Source organism: Luteimonas chenhongjianii (assembly GCF_002327105.1).
Taxonomy (GTDB): Bacteria; Pseudomonadota; Gammaproteobacteria; order Xanthomonadales; family Xanthomonadaceae; genus Luteimonas; species Luteimonas chenhongjianii.
In genome coordinates this window covers 904,858-931,804 of the sequence record NZ_CP023406.1, presented here as the reverse complement: position 1 = coordinate 931,804, position 26,947 = coordinate 904,858, and the positions used below count along the sequence as shown (strand labels likewise).

Annotated in this window: 22 protein-coding genes; 18 read left to right on the top strand and 4 right to left on the bottom strand. The window is 68.5% G+C overall.

The window, feature by feature from the left end; genetic code table 11:
- Positions 1 to 53 precede the first annotated feature (53 nt).
- Together CNR27_RS04200 and CNR27_RS04195 are read left to right on the top strand one after the other, a co-directional pair.
- Positions 54 to 296, top strand: coding sequence for a hypothetical protein (locus CNR27_RS04200; protein ID WP_096300277.1), 243 nt, complete (start codon positions 54 to 56; stop codon positions 294 to 296).
- Between the two features lie 83 nt (positions 297 to 379).
- Positions 380 to 559, top strand: coding sequence for a hypothetical protein (locus CNR27_RS04195; protein WP_096297070.1), 180 nt, complete (start codon positions 380 to 382; stop codon positions 557 to 559).
- A 23-nt stretch (positions 560 to 582) separates the two neighbouring features.
- On the opposite strand, the gene uvrD is transcribed toward CNR27_RS04195, so the two are convergent.
- Both uvrD and CNR27_RS04185 read right to left on the bottom strand, forming a co-directional pair.
- Positions 583 to 2,763 carry a DNA helicase II gene (uvrD, locus tag CNR27_RS04190; RefSeq protein WP_096297069.1) on the bottom strand — a complete coding sequence of 727 codons (2,181 nt, stop codon included), beginning with the start codon at positions 2,761 to 2,763 and terminating at the stop codon, positions 583 to 585.
- Positions 2,764 to 2,810: 47 nt separating this feature from the next.
- Entirely contained in the window at positions 2,811 to 3,452 is a 642-nt protein-coding gene (locus tag CNR27_RS04185) for a TIGR00645 family protein (RefSeq protein WP_096300276.1), read from the bottom strand.
- 290 nt (positions 3,453 to 3,742) lie between these two features.
- Between CNR27_RS04185 and CNR27_RS04180 the strand changes: the two genes are divergently transcribed.
- The 5 genes from CNR27_RS04180 to CNR27_RS04160 all read left to right on the top strand — a co-directional run bounded on the left by CNR27_RS04180 (position 3,743) and on the right by CNR27_RS04160 (position 11,784).
- Positions 3,743 to 5,053, top strand: a complete 1,311-nt coding sequence (locus CNR27_RS04180) for a sugar MFS transporter (RefSeq protein WP_096297068.1) — start codon at positions 3,743 to 3,745, stop codon at positions 5,051 to 5,053.
- Between the two features lie 369 nt (positions 5,054 to 5,422).
- Entirely contained in the window at positions 5,423 to 8,461 is a 3,039-nt protein-coding gene (locus tag CNR27_RS04175; protein ID WP_096297067.1) for a TonB-dependent receptor, read from the top strand.
- 104 nt (positions 8,462 to 8,565) lie between these two features.
- Complete coding sequence (locus tag CNR27_RS04170; protein WP_096297066.1) at positions 8,566 to 9,267, top strand: SapC family protein; 702 nt, start codon at positions 8,566 to 8,568, stop codon at positions 9,265 to 9,267.
- Positions 9,254 to 10,270: a cupin-like domain-containing protein gene (locus CNR27_RS04165; RefSeq protein ID WP_096297065.1), complete on the top strand. Its 1,017-nt coding sequence runs from the start codon at positions 9,254 to 9,256 to the stop codon at positions 10,268 to 10,270. The genes CNR27_RS04170 and CNR27_RS04165 overlap by 14 nt, the downstream gene beginning before the upstream one ends.
- A gap of 11 nt (positions 10,271 to 10,281) precedes the next feature.
- Positions 10,282 to 11,784: a tryptophan halogenase family protein gene (locus CNR27_RS04160; RefSeq protein WP_096297064.1), complete on the top strand. Its 1,503-nt coding sequence runs from the start codon at positions 10,282 to 10,284 to the stop codon at positions 11,782 to 11,784.
- A gap of 22 nt (positions 11,785 to 11,806) precedes the next feature.
- On the opposite strand, the gene CNR27_RS04155 is transcribed toward CNR27_RS04160, so the two are convergent.
- Entirely contained in the window at positions 11,807 to 12,832 is a 1,026-nt protein-coding gene (locus CNR27_RS04155) for a LacI family DNA-binding transcriptional regulator (RefSeq protein ID WP_233580314.1), read from the bottom strand.
- Between the two features lie 182 nt (positions 12,833 to 13,014).
- Between CNR27_RS04155 and CNR27_RS04150 the strand changes: the two genes are divergently transcribed.
- The 7 genes from CNR27_RS04150 (at position 13,015) to CNR27_RS04120 (ending at position 21,602) form a co-directional block, all read left to right on the top strand.
- A complete protein-coding gene (locus CNR27_RS04150; protein ID WP_096297063.1) occupies positions 13,015 to 15,615 on the top strand; it encodes a glycoside hydrolase family 3 protein in 2,601 nt (866 codons plus the stop codon).
- Between the two features lie 156 nt (positions 15,616 to 15,771).
- Positions 15,772 to 16,467, top strand: coding sequence for a glutathione binding-like protein (locus tag CNR27_RS04145; RefSeq protein ID WP_096297062.1), 696 nt, complete (start codon positions 15,772 to 15,774; stop codon positions 16,465 to 16,467).
- 82 nt (positions 16,468 to 16,549) lie between these two features.
- Entirely contained in the window at positions 16,550 to 16,894 is a 345-nt protein-coding gene (locus tag CNR27_RS04140) for a hypothetical protein (RefSeq protein WP_096297061.1), read from the top strand.
- A 58-nt stretch (positions 16,895 to 16,952) separates the two neighbouring features.
- Positions 16,953 to 19,223: a S9 family peptidase gene (locus tag CNR27_RS04135; RefSeq protein WP_096297060.1), complete on the top strand. Its 2,271-nt coding sequence runs from the start codon at positions 16,953 to 16,955 to the stop codon at positions 19,221 to 19,223.
- A complete protein-coding gene (locus CNR27_RS04130; protein ID WP_096297059.1) occupies positions 19,223 to 19,408 on the top strand; it encodes a hypothetical protein in 186 nt (61 codons plus the stop codon). The genes CNR27_RS04135 and CNR27_RS04130 overlap by 1 nt, the downstream gene beginning before the upstream one ends.
- Before the next feature lie 9 nt (positions 19,409 to 19,417).
- Positions 19,418 to 19,699, top strand: a complete 282-nt coding sequence (locus tag CNR27_RS04125; RefSeq protein ID WP_096297058.1) for a cytochrome c oxidase assembly factor Coa1 family protein — start codon at positions 19,418 to 19,420, stop codon at positions 19,697 to 19,699.
- Between the two features lie 82 nt (positions 19,700 to 19,781).
- Positions 19,782 to 21,602 carry a DUF885 domain-containing protein gene (locus CNR27_RS04120; RefSeq protein ID WP_096297057.1) on the top strand — a complete coding sequence of 607 codons (1,821 nt, stop codon included), beginning with the start codon at positions 19,782 to 19,784 and terminating at the stop codon, positions 21,600 to 21,602.
- A gap of 55 nt (positions 21,603 to 21,657) precedes the next feature.
- Here CNR27_RS04120 and CNR27_RS04115 read toward each other — a convergent pair whose 3' ends face one another.
- Entirely contained in the window at positions 21,658 to 22,395 is a 738-nt protein-coding gene (locus CNR27_RS04115) for a YdcF family protein (protein ID WP_096297056.1), read from the bottom strand.
- A gap of 95 nt (positions 22,396 to 22,490) precedes the next feature.
- On the opposite strand from CNR27_RS04115, the gene CNR27_RS04110 reads away from it, so the two are divergent.
- The 4 genes from CNR27_RS04110 to CNR27_RS04095 are packed head-to-tail and all read left to right on the top strand — an operon-like array spanning position 22,491 to position 26,944.
- Positions 22,491 to 23,690 (top strand): beta-ketoacyl-[acyl-carrier-protein] synthase family protein, encoded by a 1,200-nt coding sequence (locus CNR27_RS04110; RefSeq protein WP_096300272.1) that lies wholly within the window; start codon positions 22,491 to 22,493, stop codon positions 23,688 to 23,690.
- Positions 23,687 to 24,481, top strand: coding sequence for a beta-ketoacyl synthase chain length factor (locus tag CNR27_RS04105; protein ID WP_096297055.1), 795 nt, complete (start codon positions 23,687 to 23,689; stop codon positions 24,479 to 24,481). The genes CNR27_RS04110 and CNR27_RS04105 overlap by 4 nt, the downstream gene beginning before the upstream one ends.
- Positions 24,474 to 25,304 carry a glycosyltransferase family 2 protein gene (locus CNR27_RS04100; protein ID WP_096297054.1) on the top strand — a complete coding sequence of 277 codons (831 nt, stop codon included), beginning with the start codon at positions 24,474 to 24,476 and terminating at the stop codon, positions 25,302 to 25,304. The genes CNR27_RS04105 and CNR27_RS04100 overlap by 8 nt, the downstream gene beginning before the upstream one ends.
- The gene (locus CNR27_RS04095) at positions 25,304 to 26,944 is read left to right on the top strand and encodes an NAD(P)/FAD-dependent oxidoreductase (RefSeq protein ID WP_096297053.1); all 1,641 of its coding nucleotides are present in this window, start codon (positions 25,304 to 25,306) and stop codon (positions 26,942 to 26,944) included. The genes CNR27_RS04100 and CNR27_RS04095 overlap by 1 nt, the downstream gene beginning before the upstream one ends.
- Positions 26,945 to 26,947: the final 3 nt, after the last annotated feature.

Genomic DNA, 26,947 nt, shown 5'->3' with positions numbered 1-26,947 from the left:
TGTCCGATTGTGCGCGGCGCGCGCCGTCGCCTGTCACGACGCCCGAGGACCCCATGAGCCGCGAACGCCGCAGCCCTGAGCCGCCCGACACCGCCACCCTTCGCGCCGGCCTTACGCCGGCCCAGGCGAGTGCGATCGCGACCCTCGAGGTCTTCGGCTGGAAACTGCGCTTCGTCCGCCGCCCGTTGTTCCGCGATCCGGTGCCGGTACTGTTCGACAAGAGCGGCAACCGCTGGATCGTCGTGGATGGCGACGGCGCCCTGGAGGAGAACCCGGGTTTCGAAATCCGCGAATGATGTCGTTGGATCATTCAGCTGAATGCGGACGGCCCTCACATCGGCCCCGCTAGCATCCGCCGTCATTTCCATAGGAGCGGCCGATGTCTTCGTTCTCGATCTATCTGGTAGGCATGCTGGTACTCATCGGCGGCCTCGCCTACGGTGCCTATCTCGCCGGCCTGGCGCCGCAATGGATCGCGGTCGGCGTGGTCGTGCTTTTGGGCCTCGGCATTGTCAAGGCCGTTTCGCGGACACGGCGTCCGGACCCGCCGGCGGCCTGACAACCCGCGACCCTGCGCCGGCCTCAGGCCGGTTGCAGGTTCGCGTAAGCCAGCACCAGCCACTTGCTGCCGGCCTCGTCGAAATTGACCTGCACGCGCGCATGGGCGCCATCGCCTTCGATGTCGGTCACGGTGCCGGCACCGAACTTCGCATGGGTCACGTTCTGGCCCAGGCGCACGCCGACCGAAGGCGCAAGGCTGGCGTGCCCGTAGCCGGCGCGCTGGCGCTGCGGGAACGAGGCGCGCATGACCTGCGGCTTGGGCCGCACCTCGTGGAGCAGCACGGGTGGAATCTCGCGCAGGAACCGCGACGGAATGCCGAGCATGTCCTGGCCGTGCAGCCGCCGCGCCTCGGCATAGGTCAGCACCAGCTTCTGCCGCGCGCGGGTGATGCCCACGTAGGCCAGCCGGCGCTCTTCCTCCAGCCGGCCGCTTTCTTCGGCGGTGCGGGCGCTGGGAAACAGGCCTTCCTCGAGGCCGACCAGGAAGACCAGCGGAAACTCGAGCCCCTTGGCGCTGTGCAGCGTCATCAACTGCACGCCGTCCTCGCCGGCCTGGGCCTGGCCTTCGCCGGCCTCGAGCGAGGCATAGGCGAGGAAGGCGACGAGCTCGGTCAGCTGCGCACTTTCCTCGTCGTCACCGCGGGTGAAGCGCGAGGCCACCGAAACCAGCTCGTCGAGGTTCTCGACCCGCGAATCGGCGCTGCCCTTGGATTCGTTGGCGTAATGCACGCGCAGGTTGGAACGCGCCAGCACGTGGTCGATCTTGTCCTTGAGCGGCAGGTCGGCCAGTTCCACTGACAGCTGGTCGATGAGCTGGGCGAAGCCGGCCAGCGCATTGCGTGCGCGTCCGGCCAGCACATCGCCCTGTGCGCATCGCAGCGCCGCTTCCCACAGCGGGATGCCGTGCGCGCGCGCCTGCTGGCGCACTTCGTCGAGCGTGCGCTCGCCGATGCCGCGCGGTGGCGTATTGACCGCGCGCTCGAACGCGGCATCGTCGTCGCGGTTGCTGACCAGACGCAGGTAGGCGAGCGTGTCCTTGATCTCGGCACGCTCGAAGAAGCGCACACCGCCGTAGACGCGGTATGGCACCTGCTCGGCGACCAGCTGTTCCTCGAGCGCGCGCGATTGCGCATTGCTGCGGTAGAGAATCGCGATCTCCCCGTGGCTGCCGCCGTCGCGCACCCATTGCAGCGCGCGCTCGACGACATAGCGGGCTTCGTCGATCTCGTTGTAGGCCGCGTAGAGATCGATCGGGTCGCCATCGCCGCTGTCGGTCCACAGCTGCTTGCCGAGGCGTTCGGGGTTGTGGGCGATCACCGCATTGGCGGCCCCGAGAATGTTGGCGCTGGAGCGGTAGTTCTGTTCCAGGCGGATCGTCTCGGCGCCCGGGTAGTCGGTCAGGAAGCGCTGCACGTTCTCGACCTTGGCGCCGCGCCAGCCATAGATCGCCTGGTCGTCGTCGCCGACGACGAACACCTTGCCGGTGTCGCCGGCCAGCACGCGGATGAAGGCGTACTGGATGGCATTGGTGTCCTGGAACTCGTCGACCAGCAGGTGGCCGAAACGCTGGCGGTAGTGCGCCAGCAGCGCCGGCGTGTCGCGCAGCAGTTCGTGCGCGCGCAGCAGGATTTCGGCAAAGTCGACCAGACCCGCCCGGTCGCAACGCTCCTGGTAGAGCGCATACGCCTTGCGCATGACGTCCGACCACTCGTCGGCGCCATCCTGGATGTGCTGCGGCCGCCGTCCCTCGTCCTTCTGGGCGTTGATCCACCAGGCGATCTGACGCGGCGGGAAGCGCGCATCGTCGAGCTCAAGCTGCTGGACCACGCGCTTGACCAGGCGCAGCTGGTCGTCGCTGTCGAGAATCTGGAAGCCCTCGGGCAGCTTCGCGTCCTGCCAGTGCAGGCGCAGCAGGCGATGGGCCAGGCCATGGAAGGTGCCGATCCACGCCCCGCGCGCGCCATGACGCAGTTGCGCATCGACCCGATGGCGCATCTCCGCCGCGGCCTTGTTGGTGAAGGTCACCGCGAAGATGCCGTGCGCAGGCACGCCGACCACCTCGTTCAGCCAGGCGATGCGATGCGTCAGCACGCGGGTCTTGCCGCTGCCGGCGCCGGCGAGCACGAGATAGTGGGAATCGGGCGCGGAAACCGCCTGGCGCTGGGCCGGGTTCAGCCCGTCGAGCAAATGCGAAACATCCATCGCCGCATTCTACGCGTGCACCGTCTAACGGGATGAGACCCCGCCGGTCAGTGGGCCACGTGCTCGCGCTTGGCGGTGCTGCCGGTCATCAACCGGTCGGTGTAGGCGATGCCGATCGCCGACAGGATGAAACCGCCGTGGATGATCGTCTGCCACATCACGCCCGCCGCGGTGACCTTGGTGCACACCGGCGCCGCCAGCGACAGGCCGCCGGCAATCGCCTGGGCATGGGCGACCGATGCGGCGATGAAGTCGCCCGAACCGCAGACCGGCAGGCCCACCTCGCCCGCGGCGATGAAGGTCTTCAGCAGGTGGATCGACGAAATGCCGATGATCGCCATCGCCAGCTTGACCTTCAGCACGCTGGCGTTGACGTGGCTCAGCCACTCGGGCTGGTCGGGATGGTTCTGCAGCCCCAGGCGCGAGACGAAAGTCTCGTAGCCACCGACGATCACCATCACCAGCAGGTTGGAGATCATCACCACGTCGATGAGCCCCAGCACCAGCAGCATGATCCCCTGTTCGGTCAGCGTGTTGGCGTCCTGGACCAGGTGGGTGAGTTCCTTGACGAACAGGAACACGTACACGCACTGGGCGACGATCAATCCGAGATAGAGCGGCAGCTGCAGCCAGCGCGAACCGAAGATGATGTAGGTCAGCGGCGCCTGGCGCGGCGGGTTCGGGGCGATCGACATGGGGCAGATTCCTTGGGGACGCGCGGGGGAGCGACGGCTCAGCGCCTTGCCGACCGCGATGAATGCCGCGATACGGTAGCGCCGCGACGTGCTGCGCTGCAACACCCGCGGACCGCAGCGTTGCGCCATGTCGCCGATGGCTGGACCGTCGCCGCGCGATTGCGATTTCGCGTTGACAGCGTTGTCATGCGTCGCTTACAAGTCCGCCCCTGGACCGCTCGGGTCTGCCGTCCTTGAGGACACAAGATGCATCGACAGATCTCCGCCCAAGCCGGTCGCTACGCATGAACGCACAGTCCTCGACGCTTTCGAAGCCGGCCGCGATCGCGGTCGTCAGCCTCATCTTCTTCACCTGGGGCGGCCTGACCAGCCTCAACGACGTGCTGATCCCGCATCTCAAAGCCGTGTTCTCGATGAACTACACGCAGACGATGCTGATCCAGTTCACGTTCTTCGGCGCGTACTTCCTGATGTCGATGCCGGCGGGCGCGCTGGTCGCGCGCGTGGGATACAAGGCGGGCATCGTCATGGGGCTCGTGGTCGCCGCGGTCGGCGCGGCGCTGTTCTATCCGGCCGCGCGCATGCCGTCCTATCCGGTGTTCCTGACCGCGCTGTTCGTGCTCGCCAGCGGCATCACGCTGCTGCAGGTCGCCGCCAATCCCTACATCAGCCTGCTGGGCCGACCGGAAACCTCGCACAGCCGGCTGAATCTCGCGCAGGCGCTGAACTCGCTCGGCACCACGGTATTCCCGCTGCTGATCGGCCCGCTGATCCTGGTCGGCGCGGTGCTGGGCGCCGACGAGATCGCGGCGATGGGCGCCGCCGAGCAGATGGCCTACCGCGCCGCCGAGGCGCGCTCGGTCGAGATGCCCTATCTGATGCTGTCGGGCGCCCTGCTGCTGCTCGCGGTTTTCGTGCTGCTGATGCGCATCCCCAGCCTGCGCGACGCCACGGAGGCCGGCCCCGCCGTCTACCACACCTATCTCGAAGCACTGCGCCAGCCGCACCTGCGCTGGGGCGTGCTCGGCATCTTCTGCTATGTCGGCGCCGAGGTCGCGATCGGCAGCTTCCTGATCAACTACATGGCCGAGCCTTCGATCGGCGGCCTGAGCGAAGCGGAGGCGTCGCGGTTCCTGGCCTTCTACTGGGGCGGCGCGATGGTCGGCCGCTTCATCGGCGCAGCATTGATGACCCGCATCGACGCGCGTCGCCTGCTCGGCTTCGCCGGCGCGATGGTCTGCGTGCTGCTGGTGACGACGATGACCACCACGGGCAGCGTCGCGATGTGGAGCGCACTGGCGATCGGCCTGTTCAACTCGATCATGTTCCCGACCATCTTCACCACCGCGATCGAACGCCTCGGCACGCTGACCAGCAAGGCCTCCAGCCTGCTGGTGATGGCGATCGTCGGCGGCGCGGTGATCCCGCTGGCCCAGGGTGCACTGGCCGATCGCATCGGCATCCAGCTGGCGTTCGTCGTGCCGCTGGTCTGCTACGTCTACATCATCTGGTACGGCCTGCGCGGTTCGCGCCTGCACGGTTCGACGCCGGTCGGCGGCAGCGCAGTCGTGTCGCGCTCCGGGGCGATGCACTGACGCAGCCCTGCGGTCCCGGTGATGCCCCAGCGCGGGAGCGTGGACGCAGTCGTTGGCCCGCATCCGCCGGACCGCATCCGGGCTCGCGGGCTCTCGAACCCCGCAAAAAAGCGGGGTCCCGCCTCCAGGACGTCGTGTTTCGACGGCGAGATGCAGTGCGCAACCGCGCATCGCACTCGCCAATATCTGCTGCAGCGCAACAAGCGCAAGCGTATTTCCTCAAGGTTCCGCGCACTTGCAATGGCGAGTCGCCGTTTCATTGACAACGCTGTCAACCTGACTTCCAATTCCGCTGCCTCGGCGCGTCCGCACTGTGGACGACGGGTCCATCTTTAAAACCACATGAGAATTCCTTGGGAGGGGAAATCCATGAAAACCATCAACACTGCGCCCAGAAAACGGCTTCTGACCTCCGCCCTGCTGCTGGCCCTCGCGCCGCCGCTGGCCGCACAGGTCGCCGACGAGAACCAGACCGCGACGCCCTACACCACCGCCAGCTCCGATGACCCGACCGAGCTCGACGCGATCACCGTCACCGGTATCCGCGGCAGCCTGACGTCCTCGATGAACCTCAAGCGCGATTCGCAGGGCATCGTCGACGGCATCGTCGCCGAAGACATCGGCAAGTTCCCCGATACCAACCTGGCCGAATCGCTGCAGCGCATCTCGGGCGTGTCGATCGACCGCACCTCCAGCGGCGAAGGCTCGAAGGTCACGGTCCGTGGCGTCGGCCCGGATTTCAACCTCGTCCTGCTCAACGGCCGCCAGATGCCGGCCTCGAACCTCGGCCCGGGCGGCGGCGGCACGTCGAACTCGCGCGCCTTCGACTTCGCCAACCTGGCATCGGAATCGGTGTCGGAGATCGAAGTCTTCAAGACCAGCCGCGCATCGGCTCCAACGGGTGGCATCGGCGCGACGATCAACGTCAAGACTGCGCGCCCGCTCGACAACCCCGGTTCCGTCGCCAACGTGGGCATCAAGGGCGTGCACGACACGTCCGTCGACAACCTGCCCGACACGTATCCGGGCCAGTCGATCACCGGTGAACTGTCCGGCATCTTCAGCCACACCTTCGGCGACGACCGTTTCGGCATCGCCCTGAGCGGCAGCTACCAGGAGCGTGACTCCGGCTTCAGCCAGGCTTCGGTGGCCGATGGCTGGGCGATGTTCCGCGGCGACGACACCGACTCGTGGAACCGCCTGCCGGTCGCCGGCGAGCCCGGCTTCGACCGCATCACCAATCGCCCGGGCCCGGACACCATCTACGGCCGTCCGCAGAACACCGGCTACAGCGTCAACGGCGTGCAGCGCCAGCGCACCAACGGCCAGGCCACCTTCCAGTGGCAGCCCACCGACAACGTGCGCACCACGCTCGACTACACCTACGCCGAGAACAAGGTGCAGCAGCAGCGTAACGAACTGTCTGTGTGGTTCAACTACGGCCCCGGCGACAGCAGCTGGGCCGACGGCCCGATCGCCGCGCCGATCGTCTACGGCGAGGACAACGTGTCGTTCGACGAGAACGGCAACCCGGTCTACGCCGACATCGCGATGGGCGGCATGGAGCTGGCGACCCGCAATACGCTGGAATCCACGGGCTTCAATGTCGAGTGGGATGCGAGCGATTCGCTGAAGCTGTACCTCGACTACCACAACTCCACGGCCGAATCGCGCCCCGACAGCCCGTTCGGCTCGGCCGGCGTGCTCGGCACGGCGGCGTTCCGTCGTGCGTCCACGTCGGTGGACTACAGCGGCGACTTCCCGATCCTCACGATCGGCCTGCCGCCGGGCGTGGACCAGATCTCCCCGTCGGATGTCGTGGTGACCGGCTCGGTCTTCCAGAACAGCTACAACAAATCCGAAGTGGAGCAGATCCAGGCTGGTGGCCGCTTCACGTTCGAGAACTACTCCAACCTCGATTTCGGCGTGTCGATGACCGAGGTCAACAACCGCACCGCATCGGCCGTCATGCAGCGCGACACCTGGGGCGGCGTGGGCAATCCGTCGGACTACGACGACAGCATCTTCTACGCCGACGACATGGGCCGTTACTTCGACGCCTTCCGCGGCCATGACGATCCGCGCTTCACCGGCCGCTTCATGATGTTCGACTTCGACCGCCTGCGTACCCGTGCGGCCGAAATCGCCGGGGATGACGCGCTCTATCGCGCCCCGACCGAGTTCACCGAAGACCTGCGCACCGAAGAGAAGTCGAAGGCCGCGTACGTGCAGTGGAACACCGTATTCGACTGGTCGATGCCGCTGCGCGTCGCCGCCGGCGTGCGCTACGAGGAAACCGACGTCACGTCCGAGGCGCTGGCCCGCGTCGCCAACGGCATCAGCTGGGACTCGGCGAACGAGCTCTACGTGGTCTACGACGGTGAGCGCGACTTCATTTCCCAGACCGGCAAGTACGACCACTTCCTGCCGAGCCTCGACCTGAGCCTGGAAGTGGCCGAGAACATGGTCCTGCGCGGCAGCTACAGCCAGACCATCGGACGCCCCGGCTGGCAGCAGATCCAGGGCGGCCTGAGCCTGGCCAACATCGTGCGCGTGGACGGCGGTGACGGCTCGCAGGGCAATCCGGCGCTCGAGCCGCTCAAGTCCAGCAACTTCGACCTGTCGTTCGAGTGGTACTACGGCGAGGCCAGCTACGTGTCGGTCGGCTGGTTCCGCAAGAACATCTCGAACTTCATCAGCAACACCATCGTCCGCGACACGCCGTTCAACCTCCACACGCCGGTGGGCGGGGCGTACTGGAACGACGCCGTCGCCAATGGCTGCGGAACGTCCGATCTGGTCTGCATCCGCAACTACATCTTCATCAACCACGCCGGCGATCCGGGCGTCACCTATACCGGCATCAACGCCAACGGCGAGCGCACCGGCAGCATCGTCGGTCTGCCGACCGATCCGATCGCCGGTTTCGACATCAACACGCCGGCCAACCAGCGCTCCGATTCGCTTGACGGCTGGGAGTTCAACGTCCAGCACATGTTCGGAGAGAGCGGTTTCGGCGTAGCGGCAAACTACACCATCGTCGATTCGGGTCTGACCTTCGACAACCTCAGCCTCGGCGACCAGTACCCGATGATCGGGCTGAGCGATTCGGCCAACGTTGTCGCGTTCTACGACAAGAACAAGTGGCAGGTGCGTGCGGCCTACAACTGGCGCGACGAGTTCCTGTCGGGCATCGGTGGCCAGGGTCCGAACCCGAACTACACCGAAGCCTATGGCCAGCTCGACCTCAACATCAGCTACCAGGTCACGCCGCAGTTCTCGCTGCATGCCGAGGCGATCAACCTGACCGACGAGACGTACCGCACGCACGCGCGGCACACCAACCAGCTGCGGTTCGCCACCCAGACCGGTCCGCGTTACATGTTCGGCGCGCGCTACAGCTTCTGACGCGTCATGCCGCCGCGCACCTGCAAGGGGTGCGCGGCGGTCCCGTGGTCCACGCAGCGTTATGCTGCGCACGCGCTTCCCGCGCCAGGAACCGTCGGCACCCGATGACCAATCACGTACAGCTCGATCCGGTCGCGCATCGCGACCTGCGTATCGATATCCGCCATGCGCCCTCGCTCGGCGACGATGTCATGGTCGCCCCGACCTTCCCCGAAGAGTTCCGCGACCTGCAGCCGCATTACCCCGTCGTCTTCCGCGTCGACGGCGACCGCGTGCAACCACTGGCGCTGCTCGGCCTGCAGCAAGGCAGCAACCTTTTTCTCGACGCGTCCGGATGGGGCGCCCACCACGTGCCGCTTGCGATCGCGCGGCAACCTTTCCTGATCGGCATGAGCGGCGGCTCGTCCACGATCCACATCGACCTGGATCATCCACGCGCCCGCAGTGGCGAGGGCGAACCGCTGTTCCTGGCGCACGGCGGCATCGCGCCGCATCTGCAGCGCATCCAGGAGATCCTGCTGCGTCTGCAGGCCGGCATCGCCGCCCTGCCGGACTTCGTGGCCGCGTTGCAGAGCCATGCACTGCTCGAACCATTCACGCTCGACATCCGGCTCGACGATGGCCAGCCGCACCGGCTGAGCGGCTTCCACATCATCGACGAGGCTCGGCTGCGCGCACTCGACGGCGCTGCGATCGCGGCATTGCACACTGGCGGCCATCTCGAGCCGATCTACATGGCGATCGCCTCCATGTCGCGTTTCCGCGACCTCATCGACCGCATGAACCGGCGCCATGTCCGGGCCTGAGGCGATCCCCGAGCGTCACGACGTGCGTGCGGAGGCGCTGCCCGACGCACTCCTCGACGGCGATCGCCCCGTGGTGCTGCGCGGCGTGGTCGGCCATTGGCCGATGGTGCAGGCCGCCCGCGCAGGCGCGGCGTCGGCAGCGGAGTATCTGCGCGGCTTCCTGCGTCCCGACGCTGCACCGGTCGTGGCTACGGTCGGGCCGCCGGAAATCCGGGGGCGCTTCTTCTACAACGACGACCTGCGCGGCTTCAACTTCCGCCGCGAGCACGTGCCGCTCGACGTGGTCCTGCGCACGCTGCTGCGCGAGGCCGCATCCGCGGCGCCGCCGTCGATCTATGTCGCCTCGACGACGGTCGATACCTGGCTGCCGGGCTTCCGCTCCGACAACCCCATCGGTTTCGGCCCGCGCGATCCGCTGGCGAGCATCTGGATCGGCAACCGCAGCCGCATCGCCGCGCACCAGGACGTACCGGACAATCTGGCCTGCGTCGTCGCCGGACGGCGCCGCGTGACGCTGTTTCCACCCGGGCAGCTGCGCAATCTCTACATCGGTCCGCTGGACCTCACCCCGGCCGGCCAGCCGATCAGCCTGGTCGATTTCGCAGCGCCCGACCTGCAGCGTTTCCCGCGCTTTGCCGAAGCGATGCGCCATGCGATGGTCGCCGAGCTCGACCCGGGCGATGCGATCCTCATCCCCTCGATGTGGTGGCACCACATGGAAGGCCTCGCGGATTTCAACGTGCTGGTGAACTACTGGTGGCGCCAGTCGCCGGCCCGGATGGACACGCCGATGAACGCCCTGATGCTGGCGTTGATGACGGTGCGCGACCTGCCGCCGGCGCAGCGCGAGATCTGGCGCGACGTGTTCGACCACTACGTCTTCGGCGCCGATGCCGACACCGCCGGCCATATTCCCGAGGCGGCGCGCGGCCTGCTGGCACCGCTCGATGACGAGCTCGCGCGCAGGCTGCGCACCCGCCTGCTGCAACGACTCAACCGCTGACGGAGCACACGATGCAAGAGACCCCTCCCAACACGGCGGTACGCCGCGTCGTGATTGCCGGCGGCGGCACCGCGGGCTGGATGGCGGCCGCCGGCATTTCCCGCACGCTGGGTCCGATGCTCGACATCGTGCTCGTCGAGTCGGACGAGATTCCGACCGTCGGCGTCGGCGAGGCGACGATCCCGACACTGGTGACGTTCCACCGCGCGCTCGGGCTCGACGAGCGCGAGTTCATGGCCGCGACCCAGGCCACCTTCAAGCTCGGCATCCGCTTCGCCGACTGGAAGGCGCGCGGCGAGGAGTACGTCCATTCGTTCGGCACCACCGGCAAGGACCATTGGAGCGCGGGCTTCCAGCACTTCTGGCATCGCGGCCGCTCGCGCGGCCTCGCCGGCGATTACGGCGACTACTGCCTGGAACTGCGCGCCGCGCTCGAGGACCGCTTCGCGCATCTGCCCGAGAACGGTCTCAACTATGCCTTCCACATGGACGCCGGCCTGTACGCGCGCTACCTGCGCAGGTTTAGCGAATCGCATGGCGTGCGCCGCATCGAGGGACGCATCGCCGAGGTGCAGGCCGACCGTGCCTCGGGGAATATCGAGGCCCTGGTGCTCGCTTCGGGCGAGCGCATCGAAGGCGATCTCTTCATCGATTGCACGGGTTTTCGCGGCCTGCTGATCGAGCAGGCGCTCGGTGTGGGCTACGAGGACTGGTCGCACTGGCTGCTGTGCGACAGCGCGATCGCGGTCCAGACCGCGTCGGTCGGGCCCGCGGTGCCGTACACGCGCTCGACCGCGCGCGAGGCGGGCTGGCAATGGCGGATTCCGCTGCAGCACCGCGTCGGCAACGGCATCGTCTACGCCAGCCGCTACATCGACGATGCGCAGGCGCGCGAGACGCTGCTGGCCAACCTCCAGGGCGAGCGACTGGTGGAGCCGCGCACCATCCGCTTCCGCCCGGGTCAGCGCGAGCGTACCTGGCACGGCAACTGCGTCGCGCTCGGGCTTGCGAGCGGCTTTCTCGAACCGCTGGAATCGACCAGCATCCATCTGATCCAGCGCGGCATCATCCGCCTGCTCCAGCTGTTCCCCGCCGCCGGCATCAGGCAGACCGATGTCGACGAGTACAACCGGCAGTCGCGCGAGGAGATCGAGAGCATCCGCGATTTCGTGATCCTGCACTACAAGGTGACCGACCGCGACGACACCCCGTTCTGGCGCGCCTGCCGGGAGATGCAGGTGCCCGACTCGCTGGCGCATCGCATCGCCCTGTTCGCCGACAGCGGCCGGGTGTTCCGCGAGGGCTTCGAGCTGTTCGCCGAGAATTCGTGGGTCCAGGTCATGCTCGGCCAGGGGCTCGTGCCGCGCAGCCACCACCCGACGGCCGACCTGATGGACGATGCGGAACTCTCACGCTTCCTGGGCCAGATCCGCGAACGCGTGGCGCGCACGCTCGCCCAGCTGCCCGCGCACGAGACCTACGTACGCGGCTACTGCCCTGCCGCTCCGGTCTGAGCCTGCAGGTCCGGTGCGCGCGTCAGGCGCGCACCGGTCCCGTCGATTTGCGCACCTGCAGCGCGTAGGGCAGCTCCAGGGTTTCGCCGGCGCTGCTGTCGCGGATCGCCTTGAGCAGTTCCAGGCCAGCCAGGCGCCCCATCTCGCGGCTGGGCTGGCGCACCGTGGTCAGTGACGGATAGATGTGCCGTGCGATCGGCATGTCGTCGAAGCCGCAGACCGAAACGTCCCTGGGGACCGAGAGACCGCGCTCGCAGATGGCGCAGATCGCGCCGGCGGCCATGTCGTCGTTGGCAGCGAAGACGGCGGTCGGCGGCTGCGGCAGGTCGAGCAGCCTGTTGGTCGCATCGAAGCCGGATTCGTAGAAGAACTTGCCGGCAACCACCAGCGAGGCGTCGTACTCCAGACCCGCCTCCTTGAGTCCATCGCGGTAGCCCGCCAGGCGCCAGCGGCTGGCGCCGTGCGCGGCGTGGCCCTTGATGTGGGCGATGCGCCGGTGGCCGAGCGATGCGAGATGCAGCACGACGTCGCGGGCGGCGCTGCGCTCGTCGACCACCGTGCCGATGCGGCGGTTCTGCTCCTGCGCCGAAATGCTCGCGTACGGGACGCCCAGTTCATCCAGCCGCGCCAGTAGCGAGGCATCGTCGGTGATCGGTGGCGTGAGCACCACGCCATCGAGCTGGGACTGCGCGATCATCGCCTCGACCTTGGCCACGATGTCGCGCGCGGTGTAGTCGACCGGCGCCAGCATCAGGTTGTAGTGCTGCGACTGGCAGGCATCGAGCACGCCGAGTTCGACCTCCATCAGATAGTTGCTCGATGGATTGTCGTAGAGCATCGCGACCAGATAGGAGCGGCGGCCGGCCAGCAGCCGGGCCGATGCCAGCGGGCGGTACTGCAGCTTTTCCACTGCCGTCTCGACGGCGACGCGCGTGCGCTCCGAGACATTCGGCTCATGGTTGAGCACGCGCGAGACCGTCTTCATCGACACGCCCGCCGCTTCCGCGACATCCTCGATCCGCACCCGCATGCTGTTCAATCCGGCCATCCTCGTTTCGGTCCCGATTCTGCCAGAGTCGCCGCAGGATCCCGCGCCGGCGTGCATGTCGCCGTGCAGCAAGCGCCCGCGGGCTTGCGCCGGTATGCTAGCCGCCGCGTGACAACGCTGTCATCGCTGCGCCAGCGTGACAGCCCATCCTGCGGCCTCTGCCGCTTTCCCGGAGCTCTTCGATGATCGAATCGCGTCGCCCCGTCCGCCATGTCCTTCGCCGCGCACTGTTGCCGGCCATGCTCGCCGCGCTTGTCGTTGGCGTCGCCGGATGTGCGCGCGACGAGACCCCCGCCGCCCAGGCAACCGCACAGGCCGGTGCAGCCGATGCCGACCCGGGCGCCATCGATGCAGCGAACTGGCCCGATACCGCATGGCCCCTGCCGCACGACGCCGAGCTGGAGAAGAAGATCGACGACCTGCTGGCGACGATGAGCGTCGAGGAAAAGGTCGGCCAGATCGTGCAGGGCGACATCGCCGACGTCACGCCCGAGGACGTGCGCAAGTACCGCCTGGGGTCGATCCTCGCCGGCGGCAACTCCGATCCGGGCGGCCGCTATGACGCCTCGCCGGCGGCATGGCTGGCGCTGTCGGATGCCTTCTGGGAAGCGTCGATGGACACGTCGGGCGGCGGCAAGGCGATCCCGGTGATCTTCGGCATCGACGCCGTACACGGCCAGAGCAACATCGTCGGCGCGACGCTGTTCCCGCACAACATCGGCCTTGGCGCGACCCGCAATGCCGAGCTGATGCGCGAGATCGGACGCGTCACCGCAATCGAGACGCGGACCACCGGCATGGAATGGGCGTTCGCGCCGACCGTCGCCGTGCCGCAGGACGACCGCTGGGGTCGTACCTACGAGGGCTATTCCGAATCGCCCGACATCGTCGCTGCGTTCGCGCCGGCCGTGGTCGAAGGCATGCAGGGCAAGGCGGGCTCGCCGGAGTTCCTCAACGACCAGCATGTGATGGTCTCGGTGAAGCACTACCTGGGCGACGGCGGCACCGCCGGCGGCAAGGACCAGGGCGAGACCGCCGTGAGCGAAGCGCAACTGCGCGACATCCACGGCGCCGGCTATCCGCCGGCGATCGCCGCGGGCGCGCAAGCGGTCATGGCCTCCTTCAACAGCGTCCACGGCCAGCGCATGCACGGACACAAGGCACTGCTGACCGACGTGCTGAAGGACCGCATGAACTTCGGCGGCTTTGTCGTGGGTGACTGGAACGGCCACGGCCAGCTGCCGGGCTGCACCACGACCGATTGCGCAGCGACGTTCAACGCCGGGCTCGACATGGCGATGGCGCCCGACAGCTGGCGCGGCCTCTTTGATAGCACGGTCAAGCACGTGCAGTCGGGTGAGATTCCGATGGAGCGCCTCGACGACGCGGTGCGCCGCATCCTGCGGGTGAAGTTCCGCATGGGCCTGTTCGATGCGCCCAAGCCCTCGGAGCGCGCGCTCGGCGGCAAGTTCGAACTGCTCGGCGCACCCGAACATCGCGAGGTCGCGCGTCGCGCGGTGCGCGAATCGCTGGTGCTGCTGAAGAACCAGGACGGCATCCTGCCGATCGCCGCGAACCAGCGCGTACTGGTGGCCGGCGACGGCGCCGACGACATGGGCAAGCAGTCCGGCGGCTGGACGTTGAACTGGCAGGGCACGGGCACCAAGCGCGCCGACTACCCCAACGGCGACACCATCTGGGACGGCATCAGCAAGCAGGTCGGCGCCGCCGGCGGCACCGCGGAACTCGCGATCGACGGCAGCTACCGGCAGAAGCCGGACGTCGCGATCGTGGTGTTCGGCGAGGAGCCCTATGCCGAGTTCCTCGGCGACCTGCCGAACCTGTTGTACAAGCCCGGCGACGACGCCGACCTCGAGCTGGTCAAGCGCCTGCGCGCCGACGGCATTCCGGTGGTCTCGGTGTTCCTCAGCGGCCGTCCGTTGTGGATGAACCGCGAGATCAACGCGTCCAATGCCTTCGTCGCAGCCTGGCTGCCGGGCTCGGAGGGTGCCGGCATCGCCGACGTGCTCCTGCGCGGCGCAGACGGTCAGCCGCAGCACGACTTCAAGGGCAAGCTCAGCTTCTCCTGGCCGCGCCGCGCCGACCAGTACGTCAACAACGTGGGCATGGAAGGCTACGACCCACTGTTCGCGTTCGGCCATGGCCTGACCTACGCCGATGACGGCAATCTCGCCGCGTTGCCGGAAGACGCCGGGGTCAGCGCCGAGGACGGCAAGAGCGCCGGTTTCTTCGCCCGTGGCGTGCCGGGACCCGGCATCCGCCTGGTGGTCACCGGCGCGGATGGCCGCGGCGCCGACGTGCTGCACCCGCGCGTCGCCACGCCCGACGGCACGTTGACCCTCGCCGCGGTCGATCACCAGACCCAGGAAGGCGCTCGACTGCTCACCTGGACCGGCAATGCCACCGCCGAACTGCTGTCGCATTCGCCGGTCGATCTGAGCCGCGAGACCAATGGCGATTCGCTGCTGCTGGTGACGCTGCGTGTCGATGCACTGCCGGCCAGTGGCGACATCGTCCTGTCCGCCGGTTGCGGCGAAGCCTGCAAGGGCGAGCTGCCGGTGCGCGAATGGCTGGCCACGTTGCCGCGCAACGAGTGGGTGACCGCGGGCATTCCGCTCAAGTGCCTGGCGGGCGCGGGCCTCGACACCACGCGTGTCAGCACGCCGTTCGCGCTGCGCGCTCCGGCAGGTCTGACCCTGGGTCTGGCAGAGGTGCGCATCGGCACCGATGCCACGCACCGGCTCGACTGCGCCGCGCAGTAAGGCCTGCCGCGGGAACCCCCTCCGACGCCGCCCCCCGGGGCGGCGTCGTCATATGCGCGCTTGGGCGGCAACCGCAACACACCGTACGCGTCGTGTGGAGGTTGCCCGTCACCGACGCGCCTAGACTTCAAGCACCCGACTACGAGTGGATCTCCCATGATCGACCTCTACTACTGGCCAACGCCCAACGGCCACAAGATCACCCTCTTCCTCGAAGAGGCCGGACTCGATTACACGCTCCGTCCGGTCAACATCGGCAAGGGCGACCAGTTCAAGCCGGAATTCCTCGCGTTCTCGCCGAACAACAAGATGCCGGCGATCATCGACCATGCTCCTGCCGACGGCGGCGCGCCGCAGACCGTGTTCGAATCCGGGGCGATCCTGCTGTATCTGGCGGAGAAGTCCGGCCAGTTCCTGTCCACCGAGCCGCGCACGCGCATCGAGACGCTGGAATGGCTGTTCTGGCAGATGGCCGGCCTTGGCCCGATGACCGGCCAGTACGGCCACTTCAACGTCTATGCGCCGGAGAAGATTCCCTACGCGATCGAGCGCTACACCAACGAGGTCAACCGCCTGCTGCAGGTCCTCGACACGCACCTGAAGGGCCGCGACTTCATCGCCGGCAACGCGTATTCGATCGCCGACATGGCGGCCTATCCGTGGATCGGCGTCTACGACAAGGCGCCGATCGACATGACGCCCTACCCGCAAGTCCAGCGCTGGCACGCCGCGATCAAGGCGCGCCCGGCAACGCAGCGTGCCTATGCGAAGGCGAAGGAGGTCAATCCGGATGCCGGCAAGCCGATGAGCGAGGAGGAGAAGCAGCTGCTGTTCGGGCAGGGCCGGCGCTGAGGCACCGATATGCGTGGCGGCCTGCACCGCCACGCGCGCTTGCGTAGGATCGGTCGCCTCTCCGGATCAAGGATGATGTCCGATGCGAACGATCGCGCTTTCGACCGCGACCTGCCTGCTCGCCGCATGCGCGACGACGCCTGCATCCCTGACCGCCGACCCGACGCGCTGCGATGCACTCGCCGGCGATGACCGGCAACCCACGGCGGCGCCCGACGTGGCTGCGGAACTGCTCACGCTGGCGCATGTGACTGCGGCGCCCGAGCGCGCGCTCTGGTATCTGGCCCCCGATGGCGCGCGGGCCGCGTGCCTGCCGGCGGCCACAGTCGGCACCTGCGGCCATGTGCTGCACACCTTCCAGCCGCAGGTGCATCGCATGTGGGCCTGGTCAGGCGGCGCGACGCGCCGGGAGGCCTGCGCGGACTGAAGCGTCAGCGCGCTCTGCCCGCCCGATACACTGACGCCTTCGCTCCAATGGACCCGCCATGCGCTCCGTACTTGCCGCTGCCGCCCTGATGATCGCCACGTCCTCCGCCCTCGCTGCCACCCCGCCCGCCTCCGGCGGTCTCACGCTCGAGGCCATCACCGGCGATGCGCCGCTGTCGGGGCCGACGCTGATGAAGCCGCAGGTCGCCCCGGACGGTTCGCGCGTGACCTTCCTGCGCGGCAAGGACGAGAACCGCAACCAGCTCGACCTGTGGGAGTACGACATCGCCAGCGGGCAGACACGGATGCTGGTCGATTCGAAGGTCGTGCTGCCGGGCGAGGAAACGCTCAGCGATGCGGAGAAAGCGCGCCGCGAGCGCCAGCGCATCGCGGGGCAATCGGGCATCGTCGATTACCAGTGGGCCCCGGATGCGCAGCGCCTGCTGTTTCCGCTCGGCGGCGAGCTGTATCTCTACGACCTGTCGAAGTCGGGCAGCGACGCGGTACGGCAGCTCACCGACGGCGGTGGCTTCGCGACCGATCCCAAGGTCTCGCCGCGCGGTGGCTTCGTCAGCTTCGTACGTGCGCGCAATCTGTGGGTCATCGATCTCGCCAGCGGCATCGAGCGACAGCTCACGACCGACGGCAGCGACGTGATCGGCAATGGCGTCGCCGAATTCGTCGCCGACGAGGAAATGGATCGCCACACCGGTTACTGGTGGGCGCCCGACGACAGCGCGATCGCCTTTGCCCGCATCGACGAGTCACCGGTGCCGGTGCAGAAGCGCTACGAGGTCTATGCCGACCGAACCGATGTGATCGAACAACGCTACCCGGCGGCGGGCGACCCGAACGTGCGCATCAGCCTGCACGTGGTCGCGCCGCAGGGTGGCGCGGTGCGCGACGTCGATCTTGGCCCCGATCCGGACATCTACCTCGCCCGGGTGCAGTGGCGCGATCCGCAGCGGCTGACGTTCCAGCGCCAGTCGCGCGACCAGCAGACCCTGGAGCTCATCGAGACCACGCTGGCCACCGGCGCGCAGCGCACACTGGTCACCGAGCGCAGCCGCACCTGGGTGCCGCTGCACAACAGCCTGCGCTTCCTCGACGACGGCCGCTTCATCTGGTCGTCCGAGCGCGACGGCTTCCAGCACCTGTACCTGGCCTCGGAAGACGGGCGGCGCATGACCCCCCTGACCCGGGGCGAGTGGCCGGTGGACGAACTGCTGGCGGTCGACGAGGCGAAGGGCCTGCTGTTCTTCCGTGCCGGCATGGTGCTCGAAGACGGCAAGGCACGACCGCGCGCGACCGAATCACGGATCTACAGCGTCGGCCTCGACGGCAGGCAGGCCTACACCGCGCTGTCGGACGCGCCCGGCATGCATGGCGCGAGCTTCGCCCGCAACGCCTCGGTCTTCGTCGACAGCTGGTCCAACACCACCACGCCGCCGCAGATCGCACTGCGCCGCGCCGACGGCACGCGGCTTGCCACGCTGGTCGAGAACGACCTCGCCGCCGCCGATCATCCGTATGCCCCGTACCGCGCCGCGCACCGGCCCACCGAGTTCGGCACGCTCACGGCCGCCGACGGTCGCACGCCCCTGCACTACTCGCTGATCAGGCCGGCGGACTTCGACGAGCGCAACACGTATCCGGTCGTCGTATTCGTCTACGGGGGCCCGGCCGCGCAGACCGTGCTCGACACCTGGCCCGGCCGCGCCGATGCGAGCTTCCACCAGTACCTTGCCCAGCGCGGCTATGTGGTGTTCTCGCTGGACAACCGCGGCACGCCGCGCCGGGGCCGCGATTTCGGCGGTGCGCTGTATGAGCGCCAGGGCACGGTGGAAGTCGAGGACCAGCTGCGAGGCGTCGAATGGCTGAAGTCGCAGCCCTGGGTGGACGGCCAGCGCATTGCGGTCAACGGCTGGTCCAATGGCGGCTACATGACGCTGATGCTGCTGGCCAAGGCACCCGATGCCTACGCCTGCGGCATCGCCGGCGCGCCGGTCGCCGACTGGGCGCTCTACGACACCCACTACACCGAGCGCTACATGAACCTGCCGAAGGCCAATGTCGACGGCTACCGCGAGGCCAGCGTGTTCACCCACGCCGGCAACATCCGCCCCAACGCGCTGCTGCTGATCCACGGCATGGCCGACGACAACGTGCTGTTCTCCAATGCAACGCAGTTGATGAGCCAGTTGCAGCAGGCCGGCACGCCGTTCGAGCTGATGACCTATCCCGGCGCCAAGCACGGCCTGCGCGGCAAGGACGCGCTGCATCGCTACCGCACCAGCGAGGCGTTTTTCGCGCGTTGTCTGGCGCCCTGATGTCCGCGGTCCCGCCGCCGTTGCCGCCATCGCCGGAGCCGGCCAGCGCGTCGCCTGCGCTGCGTGGCTGGCGGCAGCCCAACGGGAAGTGGGCCCTCGCCCTGGGCGTGGCCAGCCTCGTCGTGGTGCTCGTGTGCATCGCCATGCTGCCGGTTCGCGCCCTGCTGCGGAACTCGGCGGTGTAGGCCGATGCCGTGGAACGCGCCCGCCTGCATCCGCAGGTGGCTGCGCGGCTGGGGACGCCGATCAAGCCGGGTTTCATGCCGCTGGGCGACATCAGCATGTCCACCGACGGCAGCGGCAGCGCCGCCTTGCGCATTCCGCTGCGGGGGCCGCGGGGCGAGGCGCGCCTGGTCGCGGTCGCCGAGCGCCGAGGCGAAGTCTGGCGGTACGAATCACCGACGCTCGATGACGACGACGCATTCCCGCTCGCCGCGCCGGGTACGTCGATCGGGGAGCCGCCAGCACCGCAATGACCTACCGCAATGACCTACGGCCATTGCCGCGACGCGCGCGAACGCCTACATACGACATTCGTCCTTCGCCGCTGGTACCTCGATGAAACCACTCGTCCTCGCGATCGCCCTGTCCCTCGCCGCGCCGCTCGGCGCGTTTGCCCATACCGACGACGCCAGGGCGGCAGCCGCGACCGCGGCGCCTGCCGCGTCGCCGGCCTGGGTTGCCCGCAGCAATGCGCTGTCGCAGATCCTGATCGACGCGCAGGCCCCGTTCCAGCCCGAATGGGCCGGCTTCTTCGGCATTCCCGGCTACGACGATCGGGTCGCCGACCTCGGTCCCGACCATGCGGAACGCTACCGCGCTGCGATGGCCGGCGCGCGCGCCAAGCTGCAGGCCCGGCTGGAGGTCGAACGCGATGCGAACGTGCGCCAGGACTTGCAGATCCTGCTCGGCAGCATCGACGAGAGCATCGAGGGCAGCACGCTCAGCGAGCGTTACCTGTTGCCGTGGACCGATGCGCCGCAGCTGATCTTCGGCGGCATCAACGGCCTGCTGTCGGCGCAGACGCCCCCTGAGCGGCGGGCGTTCGCACTCGAGCGGCTCAAGCGTTACGCCGGACTGGCCGAAGGCAGCACCCCGATCACCATGCTCGCCCGCCAGCGCTACGAGGAGCGCCTGACGAACCCCGACCTGTTGCAGCCCACGAAGCTCGAGGTCCAGCGGGCCATCGACAGCGCCGACACCTACGTCGCCGGCATCCGCAAGCTGTTCGAGGAATACGGAATCCAGGGCGCTGACGAAGCGCTCGACGCGATCGCCAGGGAGATCACCGCCTACGCCGACTGGACCCGCACCAACGTCCTGCCCAAGGCGCGCGAAGACACGCGCCTGCCGCCGGAACTGTATGCGTTCGGGTTGAAGCAGTACGGCACCGACATCGATCCGCAGCTGCTGATGCAGCGCGCGCAGCTGGCCTTCATGGAGATCCGCGCCCAGATGCAGCAGCTTGCGCCGCTGGTTGCGCAGGCGAAAGGCATCGACGCGACCGACTACCGCGGTGTCATCACCGCGCTCAAGCGCGACACGATTCCCAACGACCGGCTCGAGGCCAGTTACCGCCAGGTCATCGACGCGATCGATCCGATCATCGACCGCGAGGGGATCGTCGACGTGCCGCAACGCGAGATGCAGATGCGCCTGGGTTCTGCAGCCGAATCGGCTGCACAACCCGCGCCGCATTTCCGTCCCGCGCCGCTGGTGGGCAACACCGGACAGCAGGGAACGTTCGTGCTGCCGGTCGGCAATCCGGGCGGAAGCGGCGACGCTGCCGGCGATGCCTACGACGATTTCAACTTCGACGCGGTGCGCTGGACGCTGTCCGCGCACGAGGGCCGCCCGGGCCACGAGCTGCAGTTCACCGCGATGGTCGAACGCGGCGTGTCGCTGGCGCGTTCGATGTTCGCGTTCAATTCGGTCAACGTCGAAGGCTGGGCGCTGTATGCCGAGGCCGAACTGGTGCCCTACGAACCGCTCGACGGCCAGCTGATCGCGCTGCAGTTCCGCCTGCTGCGGGCCGCGCGCGCCATGCTCGACCCGATGCTCAACCTCGGCATGATCGACCGCGAACGCGCCGGCCGCGTGCTGACCGAAGAGGTGATGCTGTCGCCGGCGATGGCGCGCCAGGAACTCGACCGCTACACCTTCAACGCACCGGGCCAGGCCACGAGCTACTTCTACGGCTACACCCGCATCCTCGAACTGCGCATGCGCACCGAACTCGCGCTCGGCGACAAGTTCGACCGACGCGCGTTCAACAACTTCCTGCTCGACCAGGGCCTGCTGCCGCCCGACCAGCTGGCCGAGGCGGTGGAGACGACGTTCATTCCGGCGCAGATGCAGGGCCCGCGCCAACCCCGCTGAGGGGCGCCAGCGCGCATCCGGACAAAAAACGACGGCCGCAGCTGCGGCCGTCGTGTCAGCTCAGGCGTTCCAGCAGCCGGCGATAACCGATCAGCCGCGCCCAGCGCGCGCCGATGTCCAGCCAGCAGACGTAGCCCGCCTCACCGGCGATGCGCCAGAGCGTGCCCGGCCGCCAGTCCAGCTTCGGCTCGGCTGCGCACAGTTCCCAGCGCAGGCCCAGATTGCCGGCGAACAGCGCGCAGCGGGCGAGGTGATAGCGGCTGCTGAGGAGGGTGACTTCGCGCGTGGCTGACGCGGAATCGAGCTCCGCAGTCGCCAGCAGGCTGCGCGCGTTGCGCAGGTTCTGCAGGGTGTCGCGCGACGTATCCTCGAGCAGCAGTGGCGCGTCCGGTGCCACGCCCAGTGCCAACAGCGTCTTACGCGCGACCGCCGCCTCGGTCGGACTGCCCGCGGGGCCACCGCCCAGGAGCAGCACACGACTGGGCGCATGCGAATCCCACAGCGCCGCGGCGCGCGTGAGGCGCGCGTTGAAATCCCGGTCGAGCCGTCCTGCCGGGGCGTGCTTGCCGAAGACCAGCACGCAGTCACCGCGCTCGGGCACGCAGGGCGCGTTGCGCGCAGTCCGCCACACGTGCAGGAAATAGCCCACGTACACCACTCCCATGCTGAGCACGCAGGCTGCGCCGGCCACGGCGAGCGCGTGCAGGGCATGCGCGTCTCTGAGCAGGCGCAGGCGATGGGCGATGTGGCTGACGGCCATGCCGGCCATTATGTCGCCTGCAGGTGAACGCATGCCGGGCCCTCCCGGTCCCGCCACGAGGCTGTCGTTATACTCGGCCGCCGCCCCGCCCCCGGATCCATCGCGTGCCCCAAATGCAGCCTCCGCCGATGCCGGCGATCGCCATCCGCGCCTTCACCGCGACGAGCGCACTCGGTCGCGGCAATGCGGCGCACGCGGCGGCGCTGCGCACGCGGCGCGGTGGCCTGCGGCGCAACGATTTCGGCCCGACGCCGCTGCCGACCTGGATCGGCCGCGTCGATGGCGTCGAAGACGCGCCGCTGCCGTCGGCGCTGTCGCGCTGGGAATGCCGCAACAACCGGCTGGCCTGGATCGCCCTGCAGCACGACGGCGTGCAAACCGCACTCGAGGCCGTGGTCGCGCGGCATGGCGTCGACCGCGTGGCCCTCGTGGTGGGCACGTCGACCTCGAGCATCGGTGCCAGCGAGGAGGCCTATTCGCGCGCGCAGGAGGATGAAACCGGCACCCGCCGGTTCCCGGACGATCTGGCCCGGCCCATCGTCCATACCCCGCATTCGCTGGGCGATTTCCTGCAGCACGCCACCGGCCTGCGTGGCCCGTGCATCACCGTGGCCACTGCGTGCTCGTCGAGCGCCAAGGTCTTTGCGCAGGCCGCCCGGATGATCGAGGCGGGCCTGGTCGACGCGGCGCTGGTCGGCGGCGTCGACACGCTCTGCGGCAGCGTGCTGTTCGGCTTCAACGCCCTGGGCCTGGTGTCGAGCGCGCCCTGCCGTCCGTTCGATGCCGCCCGCGACGGCCTGTCGCTCGGCGAGGCCGGCGGATTCGCGGTACTCGAGCGGGCGGGGCCCGCCGACACCGGCTTGCAGCTGCGCGGCTACGGCGAGTCCAGCGATGCGCATCACATGTCGGCGCCGCACCCCGAGGGCCTCGGCGCGACGCTGGCGATGCGCGCGGCGCTCGACCGCGCCGCCATCGCGCCGGACGCGGTCGGCTATCTCAACCTGCACGGCACTTCGACCCCGGCCAACGATTCGGTCGAAGCGCGCGCGGTCGACGCGCTGTTCCCCGCATCGCTGCACGCCAGTTCGACCAAGGGCTGGACCGGCCACACGCTCGGCGCGGCCGGCATCGTCGAGTCCGTGATCGCCCTGCTCGCGCTCGAGACCGGCGTCCTGCCGGGGATCCTCGAAAGCAGCGTGCGCGATCCCGCCTGCGGGCCGCAGATCCGCTTCGACAACGCCGAGGCCGATATCGGATTCGCGATGAACAACTCCTTCGGCTTCGGCGGCAACAACTGCTCGCTGGTGTTCGGCAAGGTGGCGGCATGAGCGCCGCCGTGCAGGACGGCCTGACGGCGACGATCGCCGGTGTCGGCTTCTGGACCGACGGCCTGCCCGACTGGCCCTCGGCGCGCGCCTTCGCGATCGATGGAACGCGCCCGGACGCAGCGCCCGCGCGCCCCTCGCCGCAGCTGCTCGCGCCCAACGAACGCCGCCGCGCGCCGGGCTCGGTCGCGGTCGCACTGGAAGTCGCGCTGGCCGCATGCCGGGATGCCGGCATCGCGCCGGAGACATTGCCTTCGGTGTTCGCATCCACCCATGGCGACCTGGGCATCACCGACTACATGTGCGAGACGCTGGCGACCGATGCCACTGCGATCTCGCCCACCCGGTTCCACAACTCCGTGCACAACGCCGCTGCCGGGTACTGGACCATCGGCACCGGCTGCACCGAGGCCACGACCGCGCTGAGCGCCTTCGATGCGACCTTCGCCCAGGGCCTGCTCGAAGCGCTGATGCAGCTGGCGACCGGTGCGCCTGCAGTGCTGCTGGTCGCCTACGACACTGCGTCGAGCGGCCTGCTCGGCACCGTGACCCATAGCGAAGGCCTGCTCGGCGCCGCCCTTGTGCTGGTCCGGGACGGCGGCGGCCCACGCCTGAGCGCGCGCCTGGGCGATGGTGCCGAGCTCGCGCCGCCCGGCCCGCTGCAGGCGCACGCCGCGAACAATGCGATGGTGCAGATGCTGCCGCTGTTCGACGCACTCGCCTCGGGCGCGGCGCGCACCCTCCTGCGCGCCGGCCCGCACCGCCTCCTGTCCCTGGAGCTCGCCCATGACTGAGCAGGTCCAGCTGCACCGCGGCAACGTCGCCGTGGTGATCCCGGCGCTCAACGAAGCGCTGCGCATCGATGGCGTGGTCGGCGATGCGCTGGCCCACTGCGAGCACGTGATCGTGGTCGACGACGGTTCCGAGGATGCCACCGCCGATATCGTCGCCGCCCTGCCGGTGACGCTGCTGCGTCACCCCCGGCGCATGGGCAAGGGTCAGGCGCTTCGAGCCGGTTTCGCCGAAGCGCGGCGGCGCGGATTCGCCGCCGTGGTGACCATGGACGGCGACGGACAGCACCGCGCCAGCGACATCCCACGGATGATCGATGCCGCGAACCGCTATCCCGACTGCATCGTCAACGGGGCCCGGCTGCGCAAGCGCGACTCGCAGCCCTGGTACCGCCGCATCGGCAACGATTTCGGCGACTGGGGCATCTCCGCGGCCTGCGGCTTCGGCATGGTCGACACCCAGAGCGGCCAGCGCCTGTACCCGGCCGCGGTCCTCGCCCTCGACGACGTATCCGCCGAGGGCTTCGTGTTCGAGGCGCAGATCCTGATCAGCGCGGCCCGCCGGCTCGGGTACCGGCTGGTGTCGGTGCCGGTGGAAACGCGCTACCACTGCGCGGAATCGACCGAGCAGTTCCGCAAGAGTCACTTCCGGCTGTTCCGCGATCTCTACAACATCACCTCGCATGTCGTGGTCCAGGCGCTGTCGCATGGTCATCCCATCGCCACCTACCGCAGCGCCCGCGCCCGGCCGCCGGTGATCTTCGATCCAGGTGCGGCGGCCGACGGCGCCGCACCCATGGCCGAACACGCGCAGGGCGCCGGCTGATGCGCGCCGAACCTGCGGTGGCCCGTGACCATCGGACCGATGTCGCGATCCTGGGTGGCGGCCTGTCCGGCCTGACGCTGGCGATCCAGCTGCGCCAGCGCCATCCCGACCTCGCGGTGACCGTGATCGAACGGCGCCAACATCCCGTTCGCGAAGCCGCGCACAAGGTCGGCGAATCCAGCGTCGAGATCGGCGCGCATTACTTCGCCAGCGTGCTCGGCCTGCGCGAGCATCTCGACCAGCAACACATCCGCAAGTTCGGCTTCCGGTTCTTCTTCTCCGACGGCAGCGATCGCGTCGACCAGTGCACCGAGCTCGGGGTCAGCGAACTGATGCCGACCCCGTCGTGGCAGATCGACCGCGGCCGCTTCGAGAACCATCTGGGCGTGCGCGCGCGCGAACTGGGGGTGCGTTTCGATGACGGCGCGACGGTGCGCGAGATCGATCTGGCCGAAGACGATGGCGACCATGCGGTCCAGGTCGAACAGGGCGACTCCAGGCACAGGGTGACCTGTCGCTGGCTGGTCGATGCCGGCGGGCGCGCCGGACTGCTCAAGCGCAAGCTCGGCCTGGCCATGGCCAACGGCCACGACGCCAATGCGGTGTGGTGGCGCGTCGACGGGTTCATCGATCCCAACAGCTGGTCCCAGGACCCGCAGTGGCTGCAGCGCTGCGATCCACCGGATCGTTGGCGTTCGACCAACCACATGTGCGGGCCAGGCTACTGGTTCTGGCTGATCCCGCTGTCGTCGGGCGCGCATTCGGTAGGCATCGTCTGCGACGGGCAGATGCATCCGCTCGAGACCATGAACACCCACGCCAAGGCGATGGCCTGGCTGCGCCGCCACCAGCCACAGGTCGCAGCGACTCTCGACGGTGGTCAGCATGCCCTGCAGGACTTCATGTTCCTGCGGCATTTTTCCCACGGCGCCAAACAGGTGTTCTCCAGCCGGCGCTGGGCGCTGACCGGCGATGCCGGCCTGTTCCTGGATCCGTTCTATTCACCGGGCAGCGACTTCATCGCGATCAGCAATACCTACATCTGCGATCTGATCGACAAGGATCGCGCGGGTGCCGACCTCACGCCCTATGCCGATCTCTACCAGCAGCTGTACGTCTCGTTCTACGAGAACACCCTGACCCTCTATCAGGACCAGTACCCGCTGTTCGGCGATACGCAGGTGATGCCGCTCAAGGTGATCTGGGACTACACCTATTACTGGGCGCTGCTGGCGCCGCTGTTCTTCGCCGACCGGATGACCGACCTGGCCACGCTCGGCCGGCTGCGTCCGGCGTTCCAGCAGGCCGGCGCGCTCAATCTGGCGATCCAGCCACTGCTGCGCGAATGGGGCCAGCGGAACGCGGGGCGTCCGGTGCCCGGTGCGCGCCTGCTCGACCAGTTCCGTATCGACTGGTTCCGGGAGATGAACGGCGCGCTGTCGGATACGCTCGACACGGCTGCCTTCGTGGCGCGCATTGGCGCGAACGTCGAGCGCATGCGCTGGCTGGCCGCGGAACTGCTGCAACGCGCGCGCAGCGAGCACCCGGCGATCGGCGACCACGGTCTCGACGCCCTGCTCGGCGACACGTCCCAGCTTCCCGTGTCGCTCGACGCCAGCTGGTACGCCGACGCGGCCTGAGCC

Excerpts from the sequence above, each read along its gene's own strand:
- CNR27_RS04130 (WP_096297059.1), top strand. The coding sequence starts at position 19,223 with ATGTCCGCGGTCCCGCCGCCGTTGCCGCCATCGCCGGAGCCGGCCAGC.
- CNR27_RS04170 (WP_096297066.1), top strand. The coding sequence starts at position 8,566 with ATGACCAATCACGTACAGCTCGATCCGGTCGCGCATCGCGACCTGCGT.
- CNR27_RS04140 (WP_096297061.1), top strand. The coding sequence starts at position 16,550 with ATGCGAACGATCGCGCTTTCGACCGCGACCTGCCTGCTCGCCGCATGC.
- CNR27_RS04100 (WP_096297054.1), top strand. The coding sequence starts at position 24,474 with ATGACTGAGCAGGTCCAGCTGCACCGCGGCAACGTCGCCGTGGTGATC.
- CNR27_RS04120 (WP_096297057.1), top strand. The coding sequence starts at position 19,782 with ATGAAACCACTCGTCCTCGCGATCGCCCTGTCCCTCGCCGCGCCGCTC.
- CNR27_RS04115 (WP_096297056.1), bottom strand. The coding sequence starts at position 22,395 with ATGCGTTCACCTGCAGGCGACATAATGGCCGGCATGGCCGTCAGCCAC.
- CNR27_RS04200 (WP_096300277.1), top strand. The coding sequence starts at position 54 with ATGAGCCGCGAACGCCGCAGCCCTGAGCCGCCCGACACCGCCACCCTT.
- CNR27_RS04155 (WP_233580314.1), bottom strand. The coding sequence starts at position 12,832 with ATGGCCGGATTGAACAGCATGCGGGTGCGGATCGAGGATGTCGCGGAA.
- CNR27_RS04105 (WP_096297055.1), top strand. The coding sequence starts at position 23,687 with ATGAGCGCCGCCGTGCAGGACGGCCTGACGGCGACGATCGCCGGTGTC.
- CNR27_RS04175 (WP_096297067.1), top strand. The coding sequence starts at position 5,423 with ATGAAAACCATCAACACTGCGCCCAGAAAACGGCTTCTGACCTCCGCC.
- CNR27_RS04145 (WP_096297062.1), top strand. The coding sequence starts at position 15,772 with ATGATCGACCTCTACTACTGGCCAACGCCCAACGGCCACAAGATCACC.
- CNR27_RS04195 (WP_096297070.1), top strand. The coding sequence starts at position 380 with ATGTCTTCGTTCTCGATCTATCTGGTAGGCATGCTGGTACTCATCGGC.
- CNR27_RS04160 (WP_096297064.1), top strand. The coding sequence starts at position 10,282 with ATGCAAGAGACCCCTCCCAACACGGCGGTACGCCGCGTCGTGATTGCC.
- CNR27_RS04150 (WP_096297063.1), top strand. The coding sequence starts at position 13,015 with ATGATCGAATCGCGTCGCCCCGTCCGCCATGTCCTTCGCCGCGCACTG.
- CNR27_RS04135 (WP_096297060.1), top strand. The coding sequence starts at position 16,953 with ATGCGCTCCGTACTTGCCGCTGCCGCCCTGATGATCGCCACGTCCTCC.
- CNR27_RS04095 (WP_096297053.1), top strand. The coding sequence starts at position 25,304 with ATGCGCGCCGAACCTGCGGTGGCCCGTGACCATCGGACCGATGTCGCG.
- CNR27_RS04180 (WP_096297068.1), top strand. The coding sequence starts at position 3,743 with ATGAACGCACAGTCCTCGACGCTTTCGAAGCCGGCCGCGATCGCGGTC.
- CNR27_RS04110 (WP_096300272.1), top strand. The coding sequence starts at position 22,491 with ATGCCGGCGATCGCCATCCGCGCCTTCACCGCGACGAGCGCACTCGGT.
- uvrD (WP_096297069.1), bottom strand. The coding sequence starts at position 2,763 with ATGGATGTTTCGCATTTGCTCGACGGGCTGAACCCGGCCCAGCGCCAG.
- CNR27_RS04165 (WP_096297065.1), top strand. The coding sequence starts at position 9,254 with ATGTCCGGGCCTGAGGCGATCCCCGAGCGTCACGACGTGCGTGCGGAG.